Origin of the sequence: Streptomyces sp. NBC_01241 (assembly GCF_041435435.1) — a bacterium.
In the GTDB taxonomy this organism is placed as follows: Bacteria; Actinomycetota; Actinomycetes; order Streptomycetales; family Streptomycetaceae; genus Streptomyces.
The window spans coordinates 1,135,042-1,160,742 of the sequence record NZ_CP108494.1 but is presented as its reverse complement, the minus strand read 5'-3'; the positions used below and the strand labels follow the sequence as shown (position 1 = coordinate 1,160,742).

The window sequence follows — 25,701 nt, the reverse complement described above, 5'->3', positions numbered from 1 at the left end:
CGAATGGACCTGACCAAGTGGCTGGCCGCGGCGGTCGCATCGAACGCCGAGTGGACGAAGGCCTTCGGCCCCTTCGACCCGCACCCGGCGCTGGCCGTCGACGACAACCGGTTCGCCGCCGCGTTCGAGACCTTCACCGAGCGGCTGAAGGACAACTACCCCTTCTTCCACCCCCGTTACGCGGGCCAGATGCTCAAGCCGCCTCACCCGGCAGCCGTGGTGGGCTACCTGACCGCCATGCTGATCAACCCGAACAACCACGCCCTGGACGGCGGGCCGGCCACCGCCGACATGGAGCGTGAGGTCGTGCAGCAGCTGGCCACCATGTTCGGCTACGGAACCCACCTGGGGCACCTGACCACCAGCGGCACCATTGCCAACCTCGAAGCCCTCTTCGTGGCCCGCGAACTGCACCCCGGGAAGGGCATCGCCTACAGCACCGAGGCCCATTACACCCACGGCCGCATGTGCGGCGTTCTCGGTGTCGAAGGCTTCCCCGTCCCCACCGACGACCTCGGCCGCATGGACCTCGACGCGCTGGAGGAGCTGCTGCGCGGCGGGCGGGTCGGCACGGTGGTGCTCACTGCCGGTACCACCGGCCTCGGCGCGATCGAGCCGGTCCACGAGGCGCTGGCACTGCGTGAACGGTACGGCGTGCGGATCCACGTCGACGCCGCCTATGGCGGATTCTTCACGCTGCTGGCCGACGCGGACGGCCCCGAGGGCCTGCCGGCCGAGCCCTGGCGGGCGATCGCCGAGGCCGACTCCATCGTGGTGGACCCGCACAAGCACGGTCTCCAGCCGTACGGCTGCGGAGCCGTCCTCTTCCGCGACCCCTCGGTCGGCCGGTTCTACCTGCACGACTCGCCGTACACCTACTTCACCTCCGAGGAACTGCATCTGGGCGAGATCAGCCTGGAGTGCTCCCGGGCGGGTGCGGCGGCTGCCGCGCTGTGGCTCACCTTCCAGATGCTGCCGCCCACCCGCGAGGGGCTGGGCCAGGTGCTGGCGGCCGGCCGGCGCGCCGCACTGCGCTGGGCGGAACTGATCGAGGGCTCCGAACACCTGGAGCTCTACCAGCCCCCGCAACTCGACATCGTCAGCTACTTCCCGGTGACCGAAGGCACCAGCCTGTCGAAGATCGACGCGGCCAGCGACCGGATCATGCGGGAAGGGATGACCGACAGCCAGGATCCGGTCTTCCTCAGCACCCTCCGCGTCGGCGCCGAGCGCTTCACCGCCCGCCACCCGAAGATCACCACCGACGCCGACGGCGCACGGATCCTGCGCAGCGTGCTGATGAAGCCCGAATCCGAGACGTATGTCGAGGACCTGCACCAGCGGCTGGAGCGGCTCGCCCGCTCATGACCGTCCCGGGTGCCACCGGCTCACCACGGCCCAGCCGACGGTGAGCCGGAAGCCCGGCATCCGACCCGAACCCCACGCGGCGGCGCACCCCTTCCCACGGCCGCCGCGTCCCGCGCAGGAGGCGTGCCCGCCCCTGCTGATCTCTCTGGAGCGTGACGACATGGCCAGTGTCCGTGGCTACTTCCACCCCAAGACGGCGACGGGCGCCTCGTCGCTGATCCCCTCCCCGCCGTGGCGCTACTCCGGCGACCTGCTCACCGTCGAGTACCGCACCGACCCCGTTCGGGTGCGTGAACTGCTGCCCGAGCCGCTGGAGCTCGCCGACGAGGACCCCGGTGCCGTCGCGCTGATCTGGGCCGACTGGCAGTCCTGCTCGGCGTCGGGGGAGGAGCTTCTGGACCCGGTGCTCGCACAGTACAAGGAGGCGTTCGCCGTCGTCCGCTGCAAGTACCAGGGCCGGACCTACACCCGCTGCGTGTACATCTGGGTCGACAAGGACTTCGCGATCGCCCGCGGACTGCACCAGGGCTACCCGAAGAAGCTCGGCTCCATCCACCAGACCCGCCCGCATCCCTACGGGCCGGCGCCCCGGATCCAGGCCGGGGCACGGTTCGGTGCGACCCTCGCCGCCGCCGACCGGCGTCTGGCGCAGGCCGTGGTGACCCTGCGCGAGCCGTCGGAGACGAACGGATTCGTCAACGCCCATCCGATGGCCCACCACCGCTGGCTGCCGTCCATCGAGAACGGCAAGGGACTCGCGCTGGACGAACTGATCGAGTCCGGCGCCGTCTCCTTCGAGGGCGGTCAGCCCTGGGTCGGCGACGCCGACCTGGAACTGTTCGCCTCACCCACCGAGGAGCTGGCCCGCCTGGAGATCCGCGAGCCGATCGCCGCGTACTACCGCCAGGTCGGCGTGGTCTGGGACGGCGGGCGGCTTCTGGAGTCCGGCACCTCCGGCGCCGAGTGACGGGGCAGCCGGAGACACCCATGCGCAACGTCACCCATGAGGAACTGCTGACCCGGGCCGAGGAGCTCGGCCCGCCCACCCGGCACCACATCGACGGCCGGGCCGAAAGCGGCAGTGGCGCAACGTTCGCCGTCGTCGCACCCCGCAACGGGCGGATTCTCACCCACGTGGCCGACGCGGGTGAGGCTGATGTCGATCTCGCGGTCTCGGCCGCACGCCGCGCCTTCGACTCCGGCCCCTGGCCACGCCTGGCCCCCGTCGAACGCGGCCGGACCCTGCTGCGGATCGCCGAACTCCTCGAAGAGCGACGGGAGGAACTGGCGCTCACGGTCAGCCTGGAGATGGGCAAGCCCATCACCGACGCGTACGACATCGAACTGCGCGCCGTCATCAGCACGTTCCGCTGGTACGGGCAGCTGGCCGACAAGCTTGCCGACTCCTCCCCGCACACCGCCCCCGACGCCCTCGCCCTCGTCACACGGGAGCCGGCCGGTGTGGTCGGTGCGGTCGTGCCATGGAACTTCCCTCTCACGCTGGCGAGTTGGAAAGTCGCCCCGGCCCTTGCCGCGGGCTGCACCGTCGTACTGAAACCGTCCGAGTCGTCCCCGCTGTCGGCTCTGCTGCTGGGCCGCATCGGCACCGAGGCCGGACTGCCCCCGGGCGTCCTCAACGTCGTCACCGGTGACGGCCCGGCCGCCGGCCGTGCGATCGGCCTGCACCCGGACGTCGACGTGCTGGCCTTCACCGGCTCCACCGCCGTCGGCCGCCACTTCCTGCACTACGCCGCCGACTCGAACCTCAAGCGGGTCTGGCTGGAGCTGGGCGGCAAGTCACCCAACATCATCCTGCCCGACGCGCCCGACCTGGAGAAGGCCGCCGCCACCGCCGCCTGGGGCATCTTCTTCAACCAGGGCGAGATGTGCACCGCCCCCTCCCGGCTCCTCGTGCACTCCTCCATCGCCGAGCAGGTCACCGAGGCCGTCATCCGGCGGGCGCGGGAATTGAAGGTCGGCGACCCGCTGGACCCGGCGACGGAGATGGGCGCCCTGGTCTCGGAATCCCACCTGGAGCGCGTCCTCGACCACATCGCCACCGGCCGGGCGGAGGGCGCCCGCCTGCTCACCGGCGGGGACCGCACCATGACCGCCACCGGCGGCAGCTTTCTCCAGCCCACCGTCTTCGACCGTGTCGACCCGGACATGCGGCTGGCCCGCGAGGAGATCTTCGGCCCCGTCCTGTCCGTACTCGCCTTCGACGACCTCGACGAGGCCGTACGCCTCGCCAACGCGACCGAGTACGGCCTCGCCGCCGGCCTGTGGACCTCCGACCTGTCCACCGCCCACCAGGTCTCGCGCGCGCTGAGGGCCGGGACGGTCTGGGTCAACTGTTACGAGGAGGGCGACCTGACGGTGCCCTTCGGCGGAATGAAGCAGTCCGGCAACGGTCGGGACAAGTCCGTCCACGCCCTGGAGAAGTACACCGACCTCAAGACCACCTGGATTCAGCTGTGACGCGCCCGTTGATAGCCATCCCGGCCCGCTTCTGCGCCACTACCTCCGCGCTGCGGTACGCCGCCGAGGTCAACGCCCGCGCGCTCGTCGAGGCCGTCTGGCGGGCCGGCGGCGAACCGGCGACCATCCATCCGGCCGACCCGGCCGAAGAGGACGTCGCCGCCCGCCTCGCCCGCTTCGACGCCGTACTGCTCCCCGGCGGTGGCGACATCGCCCCGTACCGCTACGGCGCCGCCGACACCCACGACAGCGTCTACGACGTCGACGGCCTCCAGGACGCCTTTGACATTGAAGCCGCCCGGCGAGCTCTGCAGTCGGGGATGCCGCTGTTGGCGATCTGCCGCGGCCTGCAGGTCGTCAACGTCGCCCTCGGCGGCAGCCTCCAGCAGGACATGGGCGGCCCCGGCCACGAGCACCGCCATCTGCTGCACCCGGTGGCGATCCGCCCCGGAACGCGGACGGCGCGTGCGCTGGGCGCCGACAAGCTCGAGGCGTCCTGCTACCACCACCAACGGACCGACCGCCTGGGCGACGGTCTGACCGCGACCGCCACAGCCGGCGACGGCACCATCGAAGCCCTCGAACTGCCCTCCGCAGGAGGCTGGTTCGTGGCGGTGCAGTGGCACCCGGAGGACACCGCGCACCAAGACCCCTTCCAGCAGAACCTGTTCGATACCCTGGTGCGCCACGCCCGCTCCGGCTGAGCAGCCCGGATGGCGAATCTCGGCCCCAGGTCACCAGTGCCCCAACAGGCAACGTCTGCCCTGTTATCGGCAGCTGTGGCAGATCTTGTCATCGAAGGCGAAGACGGACTCGCCGTGCCCGTTGCGACCAGGCATCCTTGGTGCCTGTCCGGGGGTGGCCGCGTGCAGGCCACCCCCGGACCCGAGCCTCCCGCATCGGACGGGGTCGGGAAGACGGACGAAGGTTGGTGGACACGAACATCTCCCATGTCAACCGTCAGGTTCGACTGAGCTCCTTGGGCTGACCAAGATCGCTCGCGGAGGTCCTGCCGTCAAATCTCCGTACTCTGCACGCTCGAACGGAGAGTAAATGGCACGGTACGGACCTGAACGTGATGGAACGACCTTGGGATGGATGCGGCAAATGCCTGCTCGGGGTGCGGCGGCTGTCCCGCGTGAAGCCGGCCACGTCATCCCCCGAGCGTCAACGGGAGAACGTGCTGAGGGCCGTCGCCTCCATCGGCGTCCACATCGTCGGCTGGGCCGACGACTGGGAGGTCCCGGGCGCCATCGATCCGATGACGCGCCCGGAGCCGGGCTCCTGGTTCCGTGTCTCTCGCCCTCGCCGCCATGGCCTGCGCCCTTGTCGGCCACCGCTGCGGTGACTTCTGGTCAGGAGCCGATGACGGAGAGGGTGGCGCAGGTGGTGTAGGGACCGCCGTCGACCGCTGTCAGGGCGCGGAAGCGGATGTAGCGGGTGGCGGTGGGCGGGAAGCCGACCGTTTTGCGGCTGGAGTCGTCGGCGAAGGTGCCGGTGGCGACCGGGGAGCCCCAGGTCGTGCCGTCGGAGCTGACGTAGAACTCGTACTGGCCGACGCGACCGTTGATGCTGCCGTCCTGGCGGGGCAGGTAGGCGAAGCCCGCGATGGTCTTGGACGAGCCCATGTCGATCCGGATTTCGTGGGGCGGCACCGGGACGGGTTCGTCAGGGGTTGTTCCCCAGCGGCGGTCGGGCACTGCGGGCTCGAACGTCAGGCGACCGGCCGTGTCCTGGGCCCAGAGGAACGAGTCGAGGCCGTTGATGTTGACGAAGTGCGAGACCCAGCGGGTGCCCGCAGAAGCGGGCAGGGCTCTCTCTTCGGTGACGCCGATGTAGCCGACGGGCTCAATCAGCAGGGTCCAGTCCCCGACAGTGGTCATGGCGATGAACTGCCGGGTGTTGTCCGAACGGTCCAGGAGCTCAAAGGCCGCGTCCACTATCGCCTCCACCCCGGTCTGGGAAGGCTCGCTCTGGCCTTCGAGGCGGGCAAGGACGTCCACAGGCGCCAGGTTGTGCACCAGCGTGAAGCAATACGCCTCCGCGAGGTCGGGGAAGCGCTCGTTGAGCCATACGTAGTCGGCAGCAGTTGCAGTCATGGCCAAGATCCTTGCGCATGCCTCGGACATTGGCCGAGAGAAGTGGCGCGGTCTCGGCGCTGACGGGGCGACTCGCAACTTCCTACGGATGACTGGGACGGCCGCTTGTTTGCCCACAGAAGAGCGGGACTGCCTACACATCACGGGGACCGGACCCCCATCATCTCGCACGGCAATGAGGGCCAGCCGGCGGCTACTTGCTCTGCACGTTCATCCGTACCTACCTCTGCACATACGCGAGTACGCCGACAACCGGTCACTTCCACCGCGCTGATACTGGTCTTCACCTATGCCTGGAACGAGTTTCAGAACGTGCTCTTCTTGATTCCCGACTCCGACCTCTGGACCCTGCCGATGTCGGTGTTCAACTTTCAGACCACCTACAGCTTCGACTACAGCCTGGTCTGCGCCGACTTGGTGATCACGATGCTGCCGGTGGTGGCGGTCTACCTGTTCGCGCAGAAGTACATCGTGAGCGGCCTGGCCTCCGGGGCGGTGAAGTGATGACGACGGTGAACACCCCGCTGAATCCCGGGCCGGTCCTGCCCGACCTGGAGACCGTCCCCGACCGGTTCGCCCGCTCGTCCTGGTTCCGTCACGACCGGTTCGGCATGTTCATCCACTGGGGCGCCTACGCGGTGTGGGCGCGGGGCGAATGGGTCCGCTCGCACGAGAAGGTCGATGCCGACGCCTATCAGGACGCGGTCGACCGGTTCGGCGCCGAGCACTTCGACCCGGAGACCTGGGCCGATCTGGCCGTGGCCGCCGGCATGAAGTACGCGGTGCTGACCGCCAAGCACCATGACGGTTTCTGCCTGTTCGACTCGGCCCTCACCGATTACACCAGCATGCGCAACGGGATCGGCCGCGACCTCGTCCGGGAGTTCCTCGACGCCTTCCGCTCCCGCGGCATCAAGGTCGGCCTCTACTACTCGCTGCTGGACTGGCACCACCCGGACTACCCTCACTACGGCGACGAGAACCACCCGCACCGCGACGACCCCGCCCATGCCGGCCACGTCAGCGATTTGGATTCCTATCGGCGCTTCCTGCACGGCCAGATCCGTGAAGTGTGCACGAACTACGGCTCGCTGGACATCCTGTGGTTCGACTTCTCCTACGCCGGCATGGGCCCCGCACAGTGGGGCGCCCAGGAGATCGTCGACATGGTCCGGGTCCTCCAGCCGGACGCCCTGATGGACAACCGCCTGGAGACCAGCGGGGGCGGTCTCGGATCCATCGCCACCACCGCACCGAACCCCTACAGCGGCGACTTCGTCTCGCCCGAGCAGGTCATTCCCGTCGAGGGGATCCGCGGCCAGGACGGCGCGCCCGTCCCGTGGGAGGCCTGTGTCACCCTCAACAACAGCTGGGGCTACTGCGCCGACGACGATCTGTGGAAGACCTCCCAGCAGCTGATCACGAAGCTGGTCGAGTGCGTGGCCAAGGGCGGCAATCTGCTGCTCAACATCGGGCCCAAGCCCGACGGCACGCTTCAGCCCGAGGCCGAGGAGCGGTTGCGCGCGATCGGCGCCTGGCTGGACATCAACGGCGAGTCGATCCACGGCGCGGGCCCGGCCGGACTCGGCACGCCGGAATGGGGCTACTACACCCGCACCGAGAACGCGGTCTATGCCCATGTCCTGCGCGCCCCGATCGGGCCGCTGGCCCTGGCCGGCGGTATCCCCAAGGACCGCATCGCCCGGATGACATCGCTCGCCGACGGCCGTGAACTCCAGTTGTGCGACTCCTGGGTCATCGATTCCTACCCGCACCTTCCGTTCATCCAGTTCGGCGAGATCGGCCACCACACCTATCCGCTGCCCGACCCGGTCGACACCGTCGTCAAGATCGAACTGCGGGACGAGGGGCCGGCATGAGCGTGATCACCGTTCCTGTCGCGGCGGCGGGCACGGGCAGCCGTGGCAGCTCCCGCACCCGCCGGATCCCGGACCGCCCCGACAGCGTCGCAGACGGCACGGCATCACCGCGCAATCGCTGCGGACGTGGGTGCGCATGGACGAGACCCGGGCCGCGCCCGAGCGCCGCGACGGCAGCGTGAGCGCGGCCGGGGAGCCGGCCCGGCTGCGGGCGGAGAACGCCCGGCTGCTCAAGGCCGAGCAGGAGTGGCAGCTGGAGCGCGAGATCCTGCGCCGGGCAGCCGCCTTTTTCGCGCGGGAGGTGAAGTGAGGCCCCGCCGCCGGGACTTCATCTCCGGCAACCGCACCGACTTCGGCGTCAAGCGGATCTGCCGGATGCCCGGAGCGTCCCGCGCCGGCTACCACCAGCACCTGGCCACCGAGCAGGCCCGCGCCGAGCGCCGGGCCGAGCGCCGGGCCGAGGAGAAGCGGACCGTGAGGGAGATCCGCGCCATCCACCCCGAACACCAGCACCTACGGAGCCCCACGCATCCATGCTGAACTGTGTGCGAGGGGGCGGAGGATAACCGCAAGCGTGTGACCCGGCTGACGCGGATCAACCACATCGTCGGCCGTCACCTGCGGAGGAAGAAGCGGTGCCTCCCGGCTCGGGTCAGGGCGTCCTCGGCCTGGGCGGCCAGAGTGGCGACGAGGTCGGCCGCAGGCGGGAGGTCGGTGATGAGGTCGACCGCCTCGCCGGCCCATACGGGCAGCGGGGGAATCTCGCCTCGTGCCACGTCGTCCTGGTAGGCCCGTTGCGCCCGGGGATCCGCGGCGAGTTCCGTTTCCCGGCCCCGCCATTGGTCGAGGTAGCGATGGCCCAGGGTGCGAGCGGTGTACCGCGCGGGCCACTGGGAGCTGCGGGCGATGTCCAGGACACGGTTGCGCTCGGTGTCCTGTCCGCGTCCCTCGACGATCGCGGTTGCGATCGACGGGTGGACCAGGGCTTCGGCCGTGGCCTGGAAGCGGGTGCCGATGGCCGCCCCCGCCGCGCCCAGGGCCAGGGCCGCGGCCACGCCGCGGCCGTCGGCGATCCCGCCGGCCGCCAGCACCGGCACGGGTGCCGCGAGGTCCACCACGAGCGGTACGAACGGCAGGGTGGACCGTCCGTGCCGGGCTCCGTGTCCACCGCCCTCCGTGCCCTGCGCGACGATGACGTCGGCGCCCAGGTCCACCGCCTGCCTGGCCTCGTCCACATCGGTGACCTGAATGATCAGTGCCGCGCCCGCCCGGCGGATGCGCCCGGCGAAAGGGCTAGGGTCCCCGAAGGACAACATCACCGCTCTGGGCCTGTGCTCCAATACTCGCTCGACCGCGCCGACGTCGATCGCCCAGGTCCAGAGGCCGACACCCCAGGGGCCCGTGGTGCCCTGCGCCACGATGGGCAGCTCACGGGCCAGCCAGTCCGGATCCCCGTTCGCGGAGCCCAGCAACCCGAGCCCGCCGCCGCGTGAGACGGCCGCCGCCAGTTCACCACCGGCCGAACCCCCCCATCGGTGCCAGCGCGATGGGATGCCGCACACCGAACAGTTTCGTGAATGCCGTCGACAACGTCATGACCATCATCATGCCCCCGCTGAACGCTCGGCCGGGAACCCCCGGCCGAGCGCCTGCGTGAACTGCTCGTGGCCTGATCAGCCGACAGCGCCGTGGCGCGATGGCCGACATCGCCGTGACGGTGCCGACCGCTCAGGCGCCCGCCGACGACTGGGCCTCGGCCGCCGCCCGGTACAGCCGGCGCAGCCGGACCACGCCCAGGTCGTGCTGGTACAGATTCTCCCGCTGGTCGGCGTCGGCTGGCATGGCCTCCAGCATCACGCGGTCCTGCTCCAGGACCTCCCAACCCTCGTCGTTGGCGACCCTGGAGCAGGTCGAGACCACCAACGGCGCGCATCGAGACCGGCGGACCGGGACGCCGTAGCGAAGGTGATCGAGGACTGGGCGCGCGAACGGCCGGAACTGGAGACGAGCCCGCTGGAGGTCTTGGCCCGGCTCCACCGCTCCTTCCTGCGCTACAGCACCAGGCTCACCGCATCGATCGAACGTCATGGACTGTCCGTGGCCGGCTTCGAGGTGCTGACCGCGCTGCGGTGGTCGGGAGAGCCGTATCGTCTGACGGCAGGTCAGCTCGCCGACTCCGGACTGGTGTCGTCCGCGGGGGTGACCCTGCGGATCGACCGTCTGGAGAAGGACGGTCTGATCACCCGTGAACGGGACGCCGACGACCGCAAAGCCGTCTACTCGCGTCTCGCAGACAAGGGCCTCGCGACGGTGGACACCGTGTTCGCGGAACATCTCGACAACGAACGCCGGATGCTCGGCAAAGTGTCTCCGTCCGAGCGCCGCCAACTCGCGCGGCTGCTGCGCAAGCTGGAGGACTCGATCCTCGCGTCCGACGAGGAGTCGACCGACTCCACGTCGTAAGGCACGGTCTGCACGTCGGGCACCCCGCATCTGGTGACCGACCGACGGCTACGGCACGTGGGCAAGGACCGCCCGGTCGCCCTGGTGAGCAATCCGGAGGCCGACGAGGGCTCGCGACAGCGCGATGACCTCAGCGACCAGGACTCGCCGAGGTTCTGACCTGTGGCGGAGTCCAGCGAGTCTCCGGCAACGCGGTGGACACCCGGAGCGCCGACTCCACCTTCAAGATCAACGACAACCCGTAGAAGGATGACGGGGCCCCGTAGGAGGGAGACAGGGAGCCCCTTCGGTCGAGACGTAAGACTGACGCAAGCCGCTTGCGAGGCTTGCGTTAGTCTTGCGTGTATGACGCGACGACTTGCTCAAGTAGCGAAGAAGGTGGGTGTCAGTGAGGCCACCGTCAGCCGGGTCCTCAATGGCAAGCCCGGGGTCTCCCAGGCGACCCGGCAGTCCGTGCTCACCGCGCTGGACGTGCTCGGATACGAGCGGCCGACCCAGCTGCGTGGCGAGCGCGCGCGCCTCGTGGGCCTGGTCCTGCCCGAGCTGCAGAACCCGATCTTCCCGGCTTTCGCCGAGGTGATCGGCGGTGCGCTGGCGCAGCAGGGTCTCACTCCGGTCCTGTGCACCCAGACCAAGGGCGGCGTCTCCGAGGCCGACTACGTGGAGCTGCTGCTCCAGCAGCAGGTCTCCGGCGTCGTCTTCGCCGGTGGGCTGTTCGCCCAGGCGGACGCCCCGCACGAGCACTACCGGCTGCTCGCCGAGCGGAAGATTCCGGTCGTCCTCATCAACGCTCCGATAGAGAACCTCGACTTCCCCTGCATCTCCTGCGACGACGCCGTCGCCGTCGAGCAGGCCTGGCGTCATCTGGTCTCGCTGGGCCATGAGTCCATCGGTCTGGTGCTGGGCCCGGCCGACCACATCCCTTCGCGGCGCAAGCTGGGGGCCGCGCGGGACGTCGCACGGGCCAACGGCGGGGAACTGCCGGACGCGTGCGTGGAGCGGACGATATTCTCCCTGGAGGGCGGCCAGGCGGCCGCATCGCGCCTTCTCGATCGGGGTGTCACCGGCATCATCTGCGCGAGCGACCCGCTGGCCCTGGGTGCCGTACGGGCGGCTCGCCGGCGCGGGCTCGCCGTACCGGGTGACGTCTCCGTGGTCGGATACGACGACTCCGCCTTCATGAACTGCACGGAGCCCCCGCTCACCACCGTGCGTCAGCCCATCGAGGCGATGGGGCGCGCGGCCGTCGAGTTGCTGTGCACCCAGATCCGGGATGGCGAAGTGCACCCCGGTGAACTGCTCTTCGAGCCCGAACTGGTGGTGCGCGGCTCCACGGCCCAGGCGCCGCGGTAGATCCCGGCCGCCTGCCCGCCGCCGCGCTTCGCGATGCCGCGGGGCCGTGTCCACCCTCCTCGGACAGGGCCCCGCGGCATTTCCATGTCCGCGTAGCCGGGGTTGACCGACAGTGGGTCGCCGCTCCCGGCGCGCCCCATACGGTCATCTGTCAAACAATTACGAAATCAGCGCGAGATATTGCGTTCACCTGTTGGCGGTGGTTGAGTGTGCGACGCCCCACAACGCATCGGCGGTGGGGCGACCTCCACGTTCATGCCCGAAGGGGACCACCCATGAGAAGTGCCCGGTTCCGCCGTACCCGCCGCGCCGGCGCGGTCGCCCTCGTCTCCGCGCTCACGCTGACCGCGCTCGCCGCCTGCGGCACGAGCAGCAGCAACAACGGCAGCGGTGGATCCGAAGGTGGCGAGTCCTTGGACCCCGCCGCCCCCCTGGACCCGAAGACCAAGGTGACGCTCACCATCGACTGCATGCCCCCTGCGGCGAAGGCGGCCGAGCTCAAGGAGTGGAAGGAGGACGTCGCCGAGTTCAACAAGACGTACCCCGGCGTCACTATCGAAGGACGCTCCACCCCCGGCCAGTGTCTGGAGCCGCCGCGCTTCACAGCGATGCTCAAGGCCAAGTCCCAGCCGGACGTGTTCTACACCTACTTCACCGATCTCCCGCAGGTCCTCGATAACGACGGTGCCGCGGACATCACCGCCTACGTCAGCGACAAGAGCGTTCCCCTGCTGAAGGACATCGACCCGAACGTCCTCAACTCGCTCAAGCAGGACGGCAAGCTCTACGGCCTGCCCACCAGCAACTACACCATGGGCCTGCTCATCAACCGCAAGCTCTTCCAACAGGCGGGCCTGGACCCCGACGCTCCGCCGCGCACCTGGGAAGAGGTCCGCACGGCCGCGAAGAAGATCGCGGGCCTGGGCAAGGGCATCGCGGGCTTCGGCGAGTACAGCGCCGGCAACACGGGTGGCTGGCACTTCACCGCGCAGATGTACAGCCGCGGTGGTGAGGTCGTCGACGCGAGCGGCAATAGGGCCGCCTTCAACAACGAACTGGGCAGGCAGGTCGCCGAGAACCTGCACGCCATGCGCTGGCAGGACGACAGCATGGGCAAGACGCAACTGCTCAAGTGGGGCGACCTGCAGAAGCAGATAGCCACCGACAAGCTGGGTATGTTCCTGGCCGCACCCGACGACATCGCATACATGGTCCAGCAACTCGGCGCCAGTTACGAGAACTTCGGCATGGGACCGATCCCGGGCGAGAAGAACACCCTGGCCGGCGGCAACAACTACATGATCAAGAAGGGGATCTCCGGCGACAAGATCAAGGCCGCCGTCGCCTGGCTGAACTTCAAGAACCTCACCGTCGGCAAGGGGCAGTTCGAGTGGGCCCGCACCAAGGCCGACAAGCTGCCTGTGGGCGTTCCCCAGCCCAACTTCTGGCTGAACGAGTCCAAGACCAAGGACGACGCGGCGCGTATCCAGTACGCCACCATGCCGGTCGCCAACTTCAAGACGTTCACGGACAACTCCGTCCCGGGCAAGGCGGAGCCGCCGAAGGCCCAGGAGGTCTACAAGGTCCTCGACAACGTGATGTCGGGCATCCTCACCAACAAGGACGCCGACGTCGACAAGCTGCTCGCCACCGCCGAGGCGCAGGTCAACCAGGTCCTGGCCAACCAGTGACCGACACCGGGGGCCGGCCGGCCCCCGGTGTCCCGACCGTTCCCCGACCGCACTCCGGCACTTCCGCACCGAGGAGGCGACAGTTGTCGGCCCCCACCCTCTCCACCACGACCACGGCGAACAAGTCCCGCCGCCCCGGGCACCAGGGCCGCGGGCCGGGGCCGTCCGGCGGAACCTTCGCCAAGCACCTTCGTCGCAATCTCACGGCCCACGGCTTCCTGATCGGTGCCGTGATCTGTTTCGCGCTGTTCTCCTGGTACCCGATGGTCAGGGAGTTCCTTCTCGCCTTCCAGAAGACCGAAGGCGGACGGACGACGTGGGCCGGGCTGTCCAATCTGAACACCGTCTACAACGACCCGGCCTTCTGGCAGGCCTGGCGCAACACCCTGCTGTTCACCGTACTCGCGCTGGTCCTCGGCTTCGCCGTACCGTTCGTCGTCGCGGTGGTCCTCAATGAGTTCCGGCACGCGCGGGGGTATCTGCGTCTGCTGGTCTACCTGCCGGTCATGCTGCCACCGGTCGCCTCCGTACTGCTCTTCAAGTATCTCTACGACCCCGGGTACGGCCTGCTCAACGAGATCCTCGGCTTCTTCGGTCTCCCCGCGCAGCAATGGCTCCAGGACCCGGACACCTCCATGCTCTCCGTGGTCATCGCGGCGACGTGGATGAACATGGGCGGCGCGACCCTGATCTACCTCGCCGCGCTGCAGGGAATCCCCGGCGAACTGTACGAGGCCGCGGAACTGGACGGGGCCGGTCTGTTCCGCAAGATCTGGCACGTCACCATCCCGCAGACCCGGCTCATCCTCTCGCTCCTGCTGCTCATGCAGGTCATCGCGACCATGCAGGTGTTCGTCGAACCGTTCCTGCTCACCGGCGGCGCGGGCCCCGAGGGATCGACCACCACCGTCGTCTACCTCATCTACCAGTACGCCTTCAACTTCAACAACTACGGCGCCGCGGCGGCGCTCGGTCTGGTCCTCCTCGTACTGCTCGCCGGGGTCTCGGCGGCGTACGTGAAGCTCAGCCGCGCCGAGGACGAGTAGGACCGGGGGATACGACAGATGTCCACACGCACACTCGTCTCACCGGCCCAACTGGCCAGGCCCCGGGGCAGGATCGTCTACTGGGTGACCTTCGTCCTCGTCGTCGGCCTGTTCACCCTGGTCTTTCTCGGACCCCTCTACTGGATGGCGTCCGGTGGCCTCAAGTCCACGCAGGAAGCCGTCCAAATACCGCCGACGTTCGCCCCCGAGTCGCTGAACCCCGGGAACTACACCCGCGCCTGGGAAGTGATGGACCTCTCCCGGCTCCTCTTCAACACGCTGTACTACGCCTTCGGCGCCCTGGCCTTCCAGCTGATCTTCGATGTGGCGGCGGCCTATTCGTTCTCCAAGCTGCGGCCGCTCTTCGGCAAGGCGATCCTCGGCATGATGCTCGCCACCCTGATGATCCCGGCGACCGTGCTCGTCGTTCCGCAGTACCTCACGGTCCTGGACGTGCCGTTCGTGCAGCGCAATCTGCTGAACTCGCCCTGGGTGATCTGGCTGCCCTCGGTGACGAACGCCTTCAACATTTTCCTGCTGAAGAGATTCTTCGACTCCATCCCGAAGGAACTGCTGGACGCCGCCTCCATGGACGGAGCCTCACCGATGCGCACGCTGTGGTCGATCGTGCTGCCCATCTCACGGCCGATTCTGGGTGTCGTCTCCATCTTCGCCGTGGTCGGGGTCTGGAAGGACTTCCTCTGGCCGATGCTCACCCTGCCCGACCCGGCCGTGCAGACACTCAACGTCGGCATCTACTCGCTCTCCAACGGCGTTCCCGAGAACGTGCTGATCGCCGCGCTCACGATCGCGTCCCTGCCGACGCTGCTCATCTTCCTGATCTTCCAGCGCAACATCATGAGCGGCCTCACCGCGGGTGGCCTCAAGGGCTGACAGCCCGCGTGCACCCGGACCGAGCATCCCCGCCCCGCACACGCCCCACCCTCTCGCACCTCCAAGAATCCTCTGCCGCCGGCCCTGTTTTCCGGCGCCCTGCTGTTCCGGGCCGACGGTGGAGAATCACCCTGCCCGAAAGGACCGTCACGTGGCAGCCCCTCACTCGGAACGCACCGACGACTGGTGGCGCAGCGCCGTCATCTACCAGGTGTACCCACGCAGCTTCGCCGACGGCGACGGCGACGGCACCGGGGACCTCGCGGGCGTCCGGGCGAAACTGCCCTACCTCGTCGAACTCGGTGTCGACGCCCTCTGGTTCACGCCCTGGTACGTCTCGCCACTCGTCGACGGCGGCTACGACGTCGCCGACTACCGCACCATCGACCCCGCCTTCGGAACACTTGCCGAGGCCGAGAAACTCATCGCGGAAGCCCGCGAGTCCGGCCTCCGGGTCATCGTCGACATCGTCCCCAACCACGTGTCCGATCAGCACGTCTGGTTCCGGGCGGCCCTGGACGCCGGGCCCGGCAGCCCCGAGCGCGAGCTGTTCCACTTCCGGCCGGGCCGGGGTAAGAGGGGTGGACTCCCACCCAACGACTGGCCCTCCCAGTTCTCCGGACGCACCTGGACCCGCGTGCCCGACGGTGAGTGGTACCTCCACCTCTTCACCCCCGAGCAGCCCGACCTCAACTGGGCACACCCGACGGTCCGTCAGGAACACGAAGAGATACTGCGCTTCTGGTTCGAACGGGGCGTCGCGGGCGTACGGATCGACTCCGCGGCACTGCTCGCCAAGGACCCGCAACTCGCCGACTTCGTCGAGGGCGTCGACCCCCACCCCTACATCGACCAGGACGAACTCCACGACATCTACCGGTCCTGGCGCGCCATAGCCGACGAGTACCAGGGGATCTACGTCGGCGAGGTCTGGCTGCCCGACTCCGAGCGCTTCGCCCGCTACCTCCGCCCCGACGAACTGCACACCGCCTTCAACTTCAACTTCCTCGCGTGCCCGTGGCAGCCGGACCGCCTGCGGCGCACCATCGACGACACCCTGGCCGAGCACGCCCCGGTCGGCGCCCCCGCGACCTGGGTCCTGTGCAACCACGACGTGACCCGGACCGTGACACGGTACGGCCGCGAGGACACCGGATTCGACTTCGCCGAGAAGACCTTCGGGACGCCCACGGACCCGCACCTCGGCACCCGGCGCGCCCGGGCCGCCGCCCTGCTGACCCTCGCGCTTCCCGGCGCCGTCTACGTGTACCAGGGCGAGGAACTGGGCCTGCCCGAGGCCGACGTGCCTCTCGACCGCATCCAGGACCCCATGCACTTCCGCTCCGGCGGCACCGACCCGGGACGAGACGGCTGCAGAGTGCCGCTCCCGTGGGTCGCCGACGCGCCGAACAGCGGTTTCGGCTCGCGGGGCGAACCCTGGCTGCCGCAGCCGGAGGACTGGCCGGCCTACGCCGCCGACCGGCAGAGCACCGACCCCGCCTCGATGCTGACGCTGTACCGCGAGGCGCTGCGGCTGCGACGGACCGTCCCCGGCTTCGGGGACGAGTCGCTGACCTGGCTGCCGTCGGCGACGGGGGTCATCGCCTTCGGCCGGGGCCCTGGCCTGACCTGTGTCGTCAACCTCGCCGTGGAGCCCGCAGAGCTCCCTGCCCACACAGGCGTCCTGCTCGCCAGCGGTTCCCTGGACGAAGGGGGCCGCCTCCCGCAGGACACGGCGGTGTGGTTGCTGACCTGACCCCCGCCGCCGAACCGCCGGACAGATGTTCCCGGCCGCGCCCATGGGCGGGGCCGCGTCAGGCCGGCTTGCGCCACACGGAGATGTGCTTCGCGGAGTCCTGGGTGAAGGGCGCCCTGTCCCAGTCCGCGACGCGCAGTTCGAGCTCCAGCCCCGCGATCCGTGCCATGAGGTCGAGCTCCGCCGGCCAGGCGTACCGGTGCCGGGAGTGGGTGCGGAGGTAGTGGCCGTCGCCGTCGCGGGCGAAGTGGTGCGAGACGAGGATCTGCTCGACCAAATCGAAAGTGTCGAAGCCGAGATGCCGCTCGGAGACGTCGAACGGCACCGCGACCTGCCCGGGCGGCAGGAACCGCAGCGGCGGCACACCCAGTTCGATGACGAATCGGCCGCCGGGCGCCAGGTGACGCGCGGCGTTGCGGAAGCACTCGACCTGCTCGTCCTGCGTGAGCAGATTCGTGATGGTGTTGTAGACGAGATACACCAGGGCGAACTTGCCGGGGACGGCGGTCCTCGCCATGTCCCCGATGGCGACCGGGAGTGTGTCCTCGTCGATCTTGCGCCGCAGGACCGCTGCCATGTGTTCGGACAGTTCGATGCCCGCCACCGGCACGCCGCGTTCCCGGAGCGGGATACCCACGCGTCCGGTTCCGATGGCGAATTCCAGTGCCCGGCCGTCTCCGGCGAGTCCCGCGAGGAAGTCGAGAGCCGGTCCGAGGAAGGTCGCCGAGGACTTGTCGCTCTCCTCGGCGTCGTAGCGGTCGGCGGTCGCACGGGTCCACAGCTCGCTGCTCGTCATGGGCGGTCACTCTGCCGGGCGCGGCACGGCACTGTCGACGCATTTACCTTCCACTGCCGGGCAAGGTGAGTAAGGCCGTTGCCGCGGTGCGGATGACGGCGTCGGTGGGGTTGACGATCTCCGAGTCTGCGCGCTCCTCGAAGCGCGCATCCCCGGAAGCGTGAACGACGGCTCCGCGCAGGATGACGACTTCCTTCAAGTGGTGCTGGGGCATCAGGTGTTGCGGGTGCTGCGGCGGGTGTCGTCGTACTCGGCGTCCGTGACGTGCTCGCGCCAGTCGGCCTCGTCGGTCTCCCACCGGGCGATGTGGGTCACGAAGTGGTCGGGGGCGGCCCCGTGCCAGTGCTCCTCACCGGCCGGTGTCCAGATCACGTCCCCGGGGTGGGCTTCGAGGACCTCGCCACCGCGGGACTGGACCAGCGCGATGCCCTCGACGACGTAGCGGGTCTGGCCCAGGCCGTGGGAGTGCCAGGCGGTGCGGGCGCCCGGGGCGAAGTGGACCGCGTTCGCGCGCGCCCGACAGGAAGCCCGCGGCTTCAGTCGTGGGTGGAGTCACCAAGTCGGTTCGTGGCATCGAGCATGTCCGGACGCGCTGTTGGGAGCTGGCGGGAACCGGACACCACGTCCTCCCGACGGGGAGCGGCGACCGGCCCGGTCGCGACGCGGGACCGAAGTCCGGTCTTGCGGTGTCAGGAGCGGGCGTAGCCGGTGAGGGGCGGGGTGCGCAGGGCGATGACCGCCAGATCGTCGTGGCCGTCGCTGGGGTGGTGGTCGGCCAGTGCCCGGCACAGCTCCTCCGGGGGTCGGCCCGCGTGCTGGGAGGCGGTGACCGCCAGCGCGTCCAGGCCCTGGTCCAGCGGCCGGCCGGGGAATTCCACCAGGCCGTCGGTGTAGAGGACGACGGTGCTGTCGACGGGCAGCACCTGGCAGTGGTCGGGACGAGGCAGCTCGGGCGCGACCCCGAGGGGAACCCCGGGATCGGTCTCCAGGTAGCGCACGCGGCCGTCGGGCAGCAGCAACAGCGGCGGCGGGTGCCCGGCGCTGCTCCAGTGCAGCTGCCAGCCGCCGTCGACTGGCTCCAGGCGGGCTACCAGGACGGTGGTGAAGGGGACCTCGCCCAGGGAGGCCAGAATGCGGTCCAGCCGGGTGAGGACGGTGCTGGGCGCGGTGCGCCCGTCGTGGCACAGGGCCCGCAGCATGCTGCGGATCTGCGACATGCTGGCCGCGGCCTGCATGTCGTGCCCGACCACATCCCCGATCAGCGCCACGCAGGCGCCGTCGGGCAGCAGCATGGCGTCGTACCAGTCCCCGCCCAGTGCGGCGGGGGCACTGGCGGGGCGGTAGACCGCTCCCGCCGTGAAGGGGTGCAGGTCCGGCAGACGGGGCAGCAGCAGCCGCTGGAACTGCTCGGCGCTGTGGCGGACCTGCTGGTAGAGACGGGCGTTCTCGATGGCCACCCCGGCTGTGCCGGCGAGTGCCAGGATCACGCCCTCGTCGTGCCGGTCGAAGGGCCGTCCGTCCTTGCGTTCGGAGAGGTAGAGGTTGCCGTAGATCCGTCCGCGGACGCTGATGGCGACGCCGAGCAGGGAGTGCATGGGAGGGTGGCCGGGCGGGAAACCGGCCGATTCCGGGTGCGTGGCGATGTTCTTCACCCGCAGCGGCTCAGGGTGGTGGATCAGGTGGCCCAGCAGGCCCCGTCCGCGGGGGAGCTCGACTCCTTCCAGGTGTGCCAGCTCCTTCGCGGTGAGTCCCAGCGGGATGAACTCGGCCAGGAACCTGCCCTCCTCGTCGAGCACTCCCATGGCTCCGTAGCGGGCACCCGCCAGTTCCATCGCGGTGCTGACGATGCGGCGCAGGACCGCGGCCAGTTCCAGTTCGCCGGTGATGCTCAGCACCGCCTGAAGCAACCCCTGGAGGGTGCCCTGAGCGCGAGCCAGGGCGTGCAGTTGTTCGCCGATGCGGTCGAGGTCCGAGCTGAGCGGCAGGTTCAGCAGCGACATGTAGGACTCCCCGGCCGGTGTCTCCCCCCGTGCGGCGTCCTGGTCCTGCGGGGTGTCGTCATCCCGGCCGCCCGGTTCCTGCCGGTCCTCCGCCATCGCCACCGCCTTGCTTCCGCGTCCACTCCGGGTATCCCCGTTCCTCATCTGAACCGCGGTCCAGCCCCACCGCCCACCGACTGGCCGCACAGTGTCCGCAGACACCCATTCGGCGTAGATGCCCTTCCCGCCGGGTTGGGCGCTCCTGGCTTCCCAGCCTGGAAGCCACGGCGCATCGACGGTAATGCAGGTGTCCTGCCGGGCGCCCCGTCCGGTGTTGTACGGCAGGGAAGGCCCGGCACGCCGCGGACGGGTCAGACCGCTGTACGGCCGCCGTCCACGGGCAGCACGGCGCCGTGGACGAAGCTCGCCGCGTCGCTGGCCAGGTAGGCGATCGCCTCGGCGATCTCCGCCGGCTCGGCCGGTCGGCCGGCCGGGGCCTGGGCGGCCAGGGCGTCGAGGTCCTCGCCCATGCCCTGCGTGCCCTCCGTGCGTGCCGGGCCGGAGCGCACGGCGTTGACCCGCACCCCGCGCGGGCCGTACTCCGCGGCCCACGCCTTGGTCAGCAGCTCCACGGCGGCCTTGCTCGATCCGTACAGGGCCATGCCCGCGGCCCCGTACGCGGCGACGACGGTGCTCACGTTGACGATCGCACCGCCACCCCGCTCGGCCATCGCCGGCGCGAGTTCTGCCACCAGGTGGAACGGCGCCTTCACATTCAGCGCGTAGACGGTGTCGACCTCGCCCTCCGCCGCCTTCTCGGTGGGCCCGAACGGGTAGACGCCGGCGTTGTTCACCAGGATGTCGACCCGGCCACCGCCCAGGTCCACGGCCCGCCGCGCGAGCTGCCGCACCGACTGCGCCTTCCGCAGATCGGCGGCGACGAAGTCGGCCTTGCCGGCGCGGGCGCGAATCGCGGTGACGACGGACTCGCCGCGGGAGCTGTCCCGGCCGGCGACGAGTACGTGCGCTCCCCGCGCGGCCAGCAGTACCGCGGTCGCGGCGCCGATCCCGCTGGTCGCCCCGGTCACGAGGGCCACGCGTCCGGTCAGATCAAGAGAACCCATGAGGTTGTCCTCCGTATCGGAAAGAAGAGGACCCGGGCGTGCGGCGGTGCTGTGTCCGACGCCCCGTCGACTCGTTCGCGAGCTGACATACGAGGCAAGCACCCCCGGCGCCGCGGGATTTCGTTCCTGCCATCGGCGATTCCTGGCGCCGCCATGAGTTCGGGGGTGTTCCGGACGGCGGCCGCCCTCGCGGGAGGCACCGGACCACCCGAGGCCGGTCACGGTCTGCATGCGGCCATAAGTGGCACGAACGACCGCTCTCGGTGACCCGTACGGCCAGGGTATGACGGCCGACGCGCACCACGCGGTTACATGAGCCGGTGATGCGGCCCCGTCAGCCCCGATGAGATGCGAGGGAGCAATGAGCGAAGCACGCGAGAACCAGGCGAACGGCACCTACGACGTGGTCGTGCTGGGCGCCGGACCGGTCGGCCAGAACGTCGCCGACCGCGCCCGCGCCGCCGGCCTCACCGTCGCCGTCGTGGAACGTGAACTGGTCGGCGGCGAATGTTCCTACTGGGCCTGCGTCCCCAGTAAGGCCCTGCTGCGGCCGGTCATCGCGGTCGCCGACGCCCGCCGGGTGGACGGCGCCCGGCAGGCCGTCACCGGCCGGCTCGACGACGATCGGGTCTTCGCCCGCCGAGACCACTACGTCACCGACTGGGACGACACCGGACAGGCCGAGTGGGTGAAGTCCACCGGCGCCGACCTGTACCGCGGCCACGGCCGCATCGACGGCCCCCGCCGCATTACGGTCACCAGGGACGACGGCGCACGCCACGGTCTCATCGCCCGTCACGCGGTGGCCGTCGCCACCGGCAGCCGACCGCTCCTGCCCGATATCCCCGGCATCCTTGAGGCCCGGCCCTGGACGAACCGGCACGGCACCGACTCCAGTACCGTGCCCGGCCGCCTCGCCATCGTCGGTGGCGGCGGAGTCGGCGTCGAGATGGCAACCCTCTGGCAGGGTCTCGGCTCCCAGGTCACCCTGCTCACCCGCCGCCGCCTGATCCCGCGCATGGAACCCTTCGCGGGCGAGCTCGTCGCACGCAGCCTCACCGAGGCGGGCGTGGACGTACGGATCGGTACCCAGGCCACCGCAGCGCGTCGCCCGGACCCCACGGGACCCGTCACTCTCACCCTCGACGACGGCAGCGACCTGCAGGCCGACGAGGTCATGTTCGCCACCGGCCGGACCCCCGCGACCGACGACATCGGCCTGGACACGGTCGGCCTCACCTCCGGCGCATGGCTGGACGTGGACACCACCTGTCTGGTCCGCAGGGTCGACGGCACGTGGCTGTACGCCGTCGGCGACGTCAACCACCGGGCCCTGCTCACCCACCAGGGCAAGTACCAGGCGCGGACCGCCGGCGATGCCATCGCCGCCCGCGCCGCAGGCCTCCCCGTGGACGACGGCCCGTGGGGTGACCACGCCACCACCGCCGACCAGCACGCCGTACCACAGGTCTTCTTCACCGACCCCGAGGCGGCCGCCGTGGGCCTGACCGCCGAACAGGCGGCCCGGGCCGGCCACCGCATCAAGACCGTCGACCTCGACTTCGACACTGTTCAGGGCGCCAACCTCTACGCCGACAACTACCGCGGCCACGCACGGATGGTGATCGACCTCGACCGGGAAATCCTGCTCGGGGTGACCTTCGTCGGTCCCGGAGTCGGCGAGCTGCTGCACTCGGCGACCGTCGCTGTTGTCGGCGAGATCCCGCTCAAGCGGCTCAGGCACGCGATCGCCTGCTTCCCGACCGTCAGCGAGATCTGGCTCTTCCTCCTCGCCGCCTACCAGCGCGACCACACCTGAGACGGGCGGGGAGCAGGCCCTGCCGCCGGCCGGACTGTGGACGAGGTCGCCGCCGAACCCTGGCACTCGGACGACCTCGGCCCGTGGGCGTGTGCGCACGCGGCGACGGCCCTGACGGTGCCCCGATCCGACCGTTCCGGCACCACGGGTCAGGGCCACAAGTCGGCCAGAATTTCGGTCACTTGGCCGGGCGACGCGAGCGGCACGGAGCTCGGCCGGACCTCTCACCGCAGCAGCTCGGCGACCTCGGAGAGCTGGGCGCCGGAAAGGGGGCCGCGCTGGAGGGCCATGGCATTCTCCTCGGCCTGGGCGACGCTACGGAATCCGGGGATCGGCACCGTCCGCGGGCTGCGTGCCCACAGCCACGCGAGGGCACCCTGTGCAAGCGTGCGGCCGTCGGCGGTGAGGACGTCCCGTACCGCATCGACGCGCGCCCTCCATTGGGGTGCGGGAACGCCACCTTCGTCGAACCAGCGCAGCCACGCGGGCGGCAGCGATCGGATGTCGCCCGCTGAACCGCGGCCGGGAGATCCCTGCTTTCCGGTGAGCAGGCCCATGGCGAGCGGGCTGCGAATGATGGACGCGAGGCCACGCTGCTCGCACAACGCCAGCATTTCGGGCGCATCCACCAGCACATTGCACGCGTGTTGGACGCCCGCGCAGTGTTCCCCCTGAGCGAAGAGCGCCGCTCGCCCGGGATCATCGGTACTCCAGGCGTACGCGCGGATGAGCCCCTCTCGTACGAACTCCTCACATACGTCGCGTAGTTCAGCCGCCGCGACCAATGGTGCGTCGCTCAGGTGCAGCTGGTACACGTCAATCCAATCGGTGCCCAGCCGCCGCAATGACGCGGTCAGTGCCCGGCGCGCGTAGGCGGCCGTCGTGTCCTCACCGATCAGCGTGCGCGTTTCCTCGTTGAAGACATTGCCCCACTTGGTGGCGATGACCACCTCGTCCCGCCGGCCCGCGAGCGCCCGCCCCAGCACCCGCTCGCTGTGGCCGGTGCCGTACACGTCCGCAGTGTCGAAGAAAGTAACCCCGAGCTCCGTCGCCCGCCGGATCGCCGCGACGGACTCCTCGTCATCGACCGTGCCCCATCCGAGAGGGTTTCCGTCGGCGTCCTGCCACTCACCGCCGATGGCCCAGCACCCGAATCCCAGCGCACTGACCTCGATCCCGCTGTTTCCCAGCGTCCTGTTCTCCATGCCTGAGCACACTAGGAGTTGGAGTGCACACGACGGCAAGGCCGACGAGTGCCCCGGAGATCCGTGGGCCGCCCGTCCTGAACAAGATCCGTGGCCCGCGACGTCGACAGCTTGATGCCCGGCTTGATGGGGCCACGGCCACGGCCTCGGCCCGTGGTCAGGGCAGCGGTGTCGCCCGACGGCGTGATTGGCTACGCCGTATGGGTCTCAGGCGAGTGTTCCCGGGGTGCGTGTGTGCGCAGCCGAAGTGTTTCCGCGGGACTGCCCGGCGGCATCCCGGCGTTCGACCGGGGGAGGGCAGGCGATGAGTGTCCGCCGTACGCCGTCGGAGGCCGGCCGTGTCCCGACACCGAAGGCAGTGCCTCCCTTCGACCCCGAACTGAGCGTTGCGCTGGCTGCGTTGGGTAAGGAGTCGAGGGAGCCGCTCACCCCGGGCAATCTTGAGGCCCGCCAAGAGCGGGATGCCGCGAGCCGGCCCAGGCCGACGGCCGAGGGCCTTCGCGCCGACGGCCGTTTCGACGTGGCGGAGTTCTGCGTGCCGGGACCGCCGGGCGGGCCGGACGTCACGCTCGTGAGCGCACGGCCGGCCGGGCTCGTCGGGCCGTTGCCTCTCCTGTACTACATGCACGGAGGTGCGATGGTCATGGGCAACGCGTGGTCCGTGCTTCCGCGGATTCTGCGCGAGTGGGCGCTCCCGCTGGGACTGGCCGTCATCTCGGTCGAGTACCGGCTGGCGCCGCGGGCGCAGTACCCGGGACCGCTGGAGGACTGCTACGCCGGACTCGTCTGGGCGGCCGGGCACGCGGCCGAACTGGACATCGACGTGGACCGCGTCGTCATCGGAGGGAAGAGCGCCGGCGGCGGGCTCGCCGCGGCCCTCGCCCTGCTGGCCCGTGACCGCGGCGGTCCCGGGGCACTGGGGCAACTGCTGCTGTGCCCGATGCTCGACGACCGCGGCAGCACCTTCTCCAGCCATCAGATGACGGGCCTCGGCGTGTGGGACCTCACCTCCAACACGACCGCGTGGAAGGCACTGCTGGGTGACCGCTACGGTGCCGCGGACCTGCCGCCCTACGCGGCTCCCGCTCGCGCCACGGATCTTTCCGGACTCCCCCCGACCTATATCGACGTCGGGTCGGCCGAGATGTTCCGGGACGAGGACGTGGCCTACGCGAACGCGATCTGGCAGGCCGGCGGCGAGGCTGAACTGCATGTTTGGCCCGGTGCCTACCACGGCTTCGACGGTTTGGCACCGCGGGCGGCCCTCAGCCAGGACGCACGCAACGCCCGTACCCGCTGGCTCCAGCGCCTCCTGGCGCAGTCCGGCGCGAGAGTCCCGAGGTGTTCGACACCGCGCATGCCGCGGGAGAATCCCTCCGCCGGCTCGACGGGGTCCGGGGGGCCGGCGACATGACGCTGCACCCTGAACACGGTTCCGGGGAGCAGCGGGGCAGCCTTCGGTCCGGACGGCTGCTGTTCCCCGAAACCCTGACCATGTAGTTCCCGGATCCTGCCGCGTCATCCGGGCCGGACGCACGCCTCAGGGCTCGACGGGTCCCACTCTGACTGCACAGTTCCTCGGACCCGGCCAGCGCCGTGAACCCGCTCTCGACGACGCGGAGCCGCGTCCGGTCGTCTTCTTGGGTCAATGTGAACGTTTCAACCGGTTGTACCTCGGAGCCCGTCGCTGGTCGGCGATGACGGACGGGGGCCGGGTGAGGGCCGGGTAAACCGCAGCTCCACCTCCAGC

The 25,701-nt window shown here is 69.8% G+C and carries 23 protein-coding genes and 2 pseudogenes; 17 read left to right on the top strand and 8 right to left on the bottom strand.

Going from position 1 to position 25,701, the window contains the following annotated elements; translation table 11 throughout:
• Positions 1–3: 3 nt before the first annotated feature.
• The 5 genes from OG306_RS04710 to OG306_RS04690 all read left to right on the top strand — a co-directional run bounded on the left by OG306_RS04710 (position 4) and on the right by OG306_RS04690 (position 5,194).
• Entirely contained in the window at positions 4–1,368 is a 1,365-nt protein-coding gene (locus OG306_RS04710) for a pyridoxal phosphate-dependent decarboxylase family protein (RefSeq protein WP_266744776.1), read from the top strand.
• A 160-nt stretch (positions 1,369–1,528) separates the two neighbouring features.
• On the top strand, positions 1,529–2,335 hold the full coding sequence (locus tag OG306_RS04705; protein ID WP_266907303.1) for an acetoacetate decarboxylase family protein: 807 nt from the start codon (positions 1,529–1,531) through the stop codon (positions 2,333–2,335).
• A 20-nt stretch (positions 2,336–2,355) separates the two neighbouring features.
• Positions 2,356–3,846: an aldehyde dehydrogenase gene (locus OG306_RS04700; RefSeq protein ID WP_266744774.1), complete on the top strand. Its 1,491-nt coding sequence runs from the start codon at positions 2,356–2,358 to the stop codon at positions 3,844–3,846.
• Complete coding sequence (locus tag OG306_RS04695; protein ID WP_266744773.1) at positions 3,843–4,550, top strand: gamma-glutamyl-gamma-aminobutyrate hydrolase family protein; 708 nt, start codon at positions 3,843–3,845, stop codon at positions 4,548–4,550. The genes OG306_RS04700 and OG306_RS04695 overlap by 4 nt, the downstream gene beginning before the upstream one ends.
• 371 nt (positions 4,551–4,921) lie before the next feature.
• Positions 4,922–5,194, top strand: a complete 273-nt coding sequence (locus tag OG306_RS04690; RefSeq protein WP_371665137.1) for an integrase — start codon at positions 4,922–4,924, stop codon at positions 5,192–5,194.
• Between the two features lie 7 nt (positions 5,195–5,201).
• Here OG306_RS04690 and OG306_RS04685 read toward each other — a convergent pair whose 3' ends face one another.
• Entirely contained in the window at positions 5,202–5,945 is a 744-nt protein-coding gene (locus OG306_RS04685) for a DUF6461 domain-containing protein (RefSeq protein ID WP_266744772.1), read from the bottom strand.
• Positions 5,946–6,257: 312 nt separating this feature from the next.
• On the opposite strand from OG306_RS04685, the gene OG306_RS04680 reads away from it, so the two are divergent.
• The 3 genes and pseudogenes from OG306_RS04680 to OG306_RS04670 form a co-directional block, all read left to right on the top strand.
• Complete coding sequence (locus OG306_RS04680) at positions 6,258–6,449, top strand: hypothetical protein (RefSeq protein WP_266744771.1); 192 nt, start codon at positions 6,258–6,260, stop codon at positions 6,447–6,449.
• Entirely contained in the window at positions 6,449–7,825 is a 1,377-nt protein-coding gene (locus OG306_RS04675; RefSeq protein ID WP_266744770.1) for an alpha-L-fucosidase, read from the top strand. The genes OG306_RS04680 and OG306_RS04675 overlap by 1 nt, the downstream gene beginning before the upstream one ends.
• A gap of 100 nt (positions 7,826–7,925) precedes the next feature.
• A pseudogene (locus OG306_RS04670) lies at positions 7,926–8,491 on the top strand (IS3 family transposase); the annotation flags it as partial.
• Here the strand turns inward: OG306_RS04670 and OG306_RS04665 are convergent.
• Together OG306_RS04665 and OG306_RS04660 are read right to left on the bottom strand one after the other, a co-directional pair.
• Positions 8,440–9,141: an NAD(P)H-dependent flavin oxidoreductase gene (locus tag OG306_RS04665; protein WP_266907772.1), complete on the bottom strand. Its 702-nt coding sequence runs from the start codon at positions 9,139–9,141 to the stop codon at positions 8,440–8,442. The pseudogene OG306_RS04670 and the gene OG306_RS04665 sit on opposite strands and share 52 nt — an antisense overlap.
• A gap of 412 nt (positions 9,142–9,553) precedes the next feature.
• Positions 9,554–9,706, bottom strand: a pseudogene (locus tag OG306_RS04660) (3-phenylpropionate dioxygenase); the annotation flags it as partial.
• 84 nt (positions 9,707–9,790) lie between these two features.
• On the opposite strand from OG306_RS04660, the gene OG306_RS04655 reads away from it, so the two are divergent.
• From OG306_RS04655 to OG306_RS04625, 7 genes are all read left to right on the top strand, one after another.
• Complete coding sequence (locus OG306_RS04655) at positions 9,791–10,288, top strand: MarR family winged helix-turn-helix transcriptional regulator (protein WP_266744768.1); 498 nt, start codon at positions 9,791–9,793, stop codon at positions 10,286–10,288.
• A gap of 33 nt (positions 10,289–10,321) precedes the next feature.
• Positions 10,322–10,447, top strand: coding sequence for a hypothetical protein (locus tag OG306_RS04650; protein ID WP_266744767.1), 126 nt, complete (start codon positions 10,322–10,324; stop codon positions 10,445–10,447).
• A gap of 186 nt (positions 10,448–10,633) precedes the next feature.
• On the top strand, positions 10,634–11,641 hold the full coding sequence (locus OG306_RS04645; protein ID WP_266907305.1) for a LacI family DNA-binding transcriptional regulator: 1,008 nt from the start codon (positions 10,634–10,636) through the stop codon (positions 11,639–11,641).
• 275 nt (positions 11,642–11,916) lie between these two features.
• Positions 11,917–13,332: an extracellular solute-binding protein gene (locus OG306_RS04640; protein WP_266744765.1), complete on the top strand. Its 1,416-nt coding sequence runs from the start codon at positions 11,917–11,919 to the stop codon at positions 13,330–13,332.
• A gap of 83 nt (positions 13,333–13,415) precedes the next feature.
• Positions 13,416–14,378, top strand: a complete 963-nt coding sequence (locus OG306_RS04635) for a carbohydrate ABC transporter permease (RefSeq protein WP_266907307.1) — start codon at positions 13,416–13,418, stop codon at positions 14,376–14,378.
• A gap of 18 nt (positions 14,379–14,396) precedes the next feature.
• On the top strand, positions 14,397–15,272 hold the full coding sequence (locus OG306_RS04630; RefSeq protein WP_266744763.1) for a carbohydrate ABC transporter permease: 876 nt from the start codon (positions 14,397–14,399) through the stop codon (positions 15,270–15,272).
• A 151-nt stretch (positions 15,273–15,423) separates the two neighbouring features.
• Positions 15,424–17,028: a glycoside hydrolase family 13 protein gene (locus OG306_RS04625; protein ID WP_266744762.1), complete on the top strand. Its 1,605-nt coding sequence runs from the start codon at positions 15,424–15,426 to the stop codon at positions 17,026–17,028.
• 58 nt (positions 17,029–17,086) lie between these two features.
• Here OG306_RS04625 and OG306_RS04620 read toward each other — a convergent pair whose 3' ends face one another.
• From OG306_RS04620 to OG306_RS04605, 4 genes are all read right to left on the bottom strand, one after another.
• Positions 17,087–17,824 (bottom strand): class I SAM-dependent DNA methyltransferase, encoded by a 738-nt coding sequence (locus tag OG306_RS04620; protein WP_266744761.1) that lies wholly within the window; start codon positions 17,822–17,824, stop codon positions 17,087–17,089.
• A gap of 213 nt (positions 17,825–18,037) precedes the next feature.
• Entirely contained in the window at positions 18,038–18,364 is a 327-nt protein-coding gene (locus tag OG306_RS04615; RefSeq protein ID WP_266752079.1) for a cupin domain-containing protein, read from the bottom strand.
• 149 nt (positions 18,365–18,513) lie between these two features.
• A complete protein-coding gene (locus OG306_RS04610) occupies positions 18,514–19,920 on the bottom strand; it encodes a PP2C family protein-serine/threonine phosphatase (RefSeq protein WP_371665136.1) in 1,407 nt (468 codons plus the stop codon).
• A 254-nt stretch (positions 19,921–20,174) separates the two neighbouring features.
• Positions 20,175–20,927 carry an SDR family NAD(P)-dependent oxidoreductase gene (locus OG306_RS04605; RefSeq protein ID WP_266744760.1) on the bottom strand — a complete coding sequence of 251 codons (753 nt, stop codon included), beginning with the start codon at positions 20,925–20,927 and terminating at the stop codon, positions 20,175–20,177.
• Positions 20,928–21,288: 361 nt separating this feature from the next.
• Between OG306_RS04605 and OG306_RS04600 the strand changes: the two genes are divergently transcribed.
• Entirely contained in the window at positions 21,289–22,746 is a 1,458-nt protein-coding gene (locus tag OG306_RS04600) for a dihydrolipoyl dehydrogenase family protein (protein ID WP_266744759.1), read from the top strand.
• 224 nt (positions 22,747–22,970) lie between these two features.
• On the opposite strand, the gene OG306_RS04595 is transcribed toward OG306_RS04600, so the two are convergent.
• Positions 22,971–23,951, bottom strand: a complete 981-nt coding sequence (locus OG306_RS04595; RefSeq protein WP_371665135.1) for an aldo/keto reductase — start codon at positions 23,949–23,951, stop codon at positions 22,971–22,973.
• 304 nt (positions 23,952–24,255) lie between these two features.
• On the opposite strand from OG306_RS04595, the gene OG306_RS04590 reads away from it, so the two are divergent.
• Complete coding sequence (locus OG306_RS04590; protein WP_266744757.1) at positions 24,256–25,365, top strand: alpha/beta hydrolase; 1,110 nt, start codon at positions 24,256–24,258, stop codon at positions 25,363–25,365.
• Positions 25,366–25,701 lie beyond the last annotated feature (336 nt).

Bases quoted from the DNA above. Each gene is read 5' to 3' on its own strand.
- OG306_RS04590 (WP_266744757.1), top strand. From the start codon at position 24,256: ATGAGTGTCCGCCGTACGCCGTCGGAGGCCGGCCGTGTCCCGACACCG.
- OG306_RS04705 (WP_266907303.1), top strand. From the start codon at position 1,529: ATGGCCAGTGTCCGTGGCTACTTCCACCCCAAGACGGCGACGGGCGCC.
- OG306_RS04620 (WP_266744761.1), bottom strand. From the start codon at position 17,824: ATGACGAGCAGCGAGCTGTGGACCCGTGCGACCGCCGACCGCTACGAC.
- OG306_RS04675 (WP_266744770.1), top strand. From the start codon at position 6,449: ATGACGACGGTGAACACCCCGCTGAATCCCGGGCCGGTCCTGCCCGAC.
- OG306_RS04700 (WP_266744774.1), top strand. From the start codon at position 2,356: ATGCGCAACGTCACCCATGAGGAACTGCTGACCCGGGCCGAGGAGCTC.
- OG306_RS04610 (WP_371665136.1), bottom strand. From the start codon at position 19,920: ATGGCGGAGGACCGGCAGGAACCGGGCGGCCGGGATGACGACACCCCG.
- OG306_RS04710 (WP_266744776.1), top strand. From the start codon at position 4: ATGGACCTGACCAAGTGGCTGGCCGCGGCGGTCGCATCGAACGCCGAG.
- OG306_RS04605 (WP_266744760.1), bottom strand. From the start codon at position 20,927: ATGGGTTCTCTTGATCTGACCGGACGCGTGGCCCTCGTGACCGGGGCG.
- OG306_RS04640 (WP_266744765.1), top strand. From the start codon at position 11,917: ATGAGAAGTGCCCGGTTCCGCCGTACCCGCCGCGCCGGCGCGGTCGCC.
- OG306_RS04595 (WP_371665135.1), bottom strand. From the start codon at position 23,951: ATGGAGAACAGGACGCTGGGAAACAGCGGGATCGAGGTCAGTGCGCTG.
- OG306_RS04645 (WP_266907305.1), top strand. From the start codon at position 10,634: ATGACGCGACGACTTGCTCAAGTAGCGAAGAAGGTGGGTGTCAGTGAG.
- OG306_RS04630 (WP_266744763.1), top strand. From the start codon at position 14,397: ATGTCCACACGCACACTCGTCTCACCGGCCCAACTGGCCAGGCCCCGG.
- OG306_RS04600 (WP_266744759.1), top strand. From the start codon at position 21,289: ATGAGCGAAGCACGCGAGAACCAGGCGAACGGCACCTACGACGTGGTC.
- OG306_RS04665 (WP_266907772.1), bottom strand. From the start codon at position 9,141: ATGTTGTCCTTCGGGGACCCTAGCCCTTTCGCCGGGCGCATCCGCCGG.
- OG306_RS04685 (WP_266744772.1), bottom strand. From the start codon at position 5,945: ATGACTGCAACTGCTGCCGACTACGTATGGCTCAACGAGCGCTTCCCC.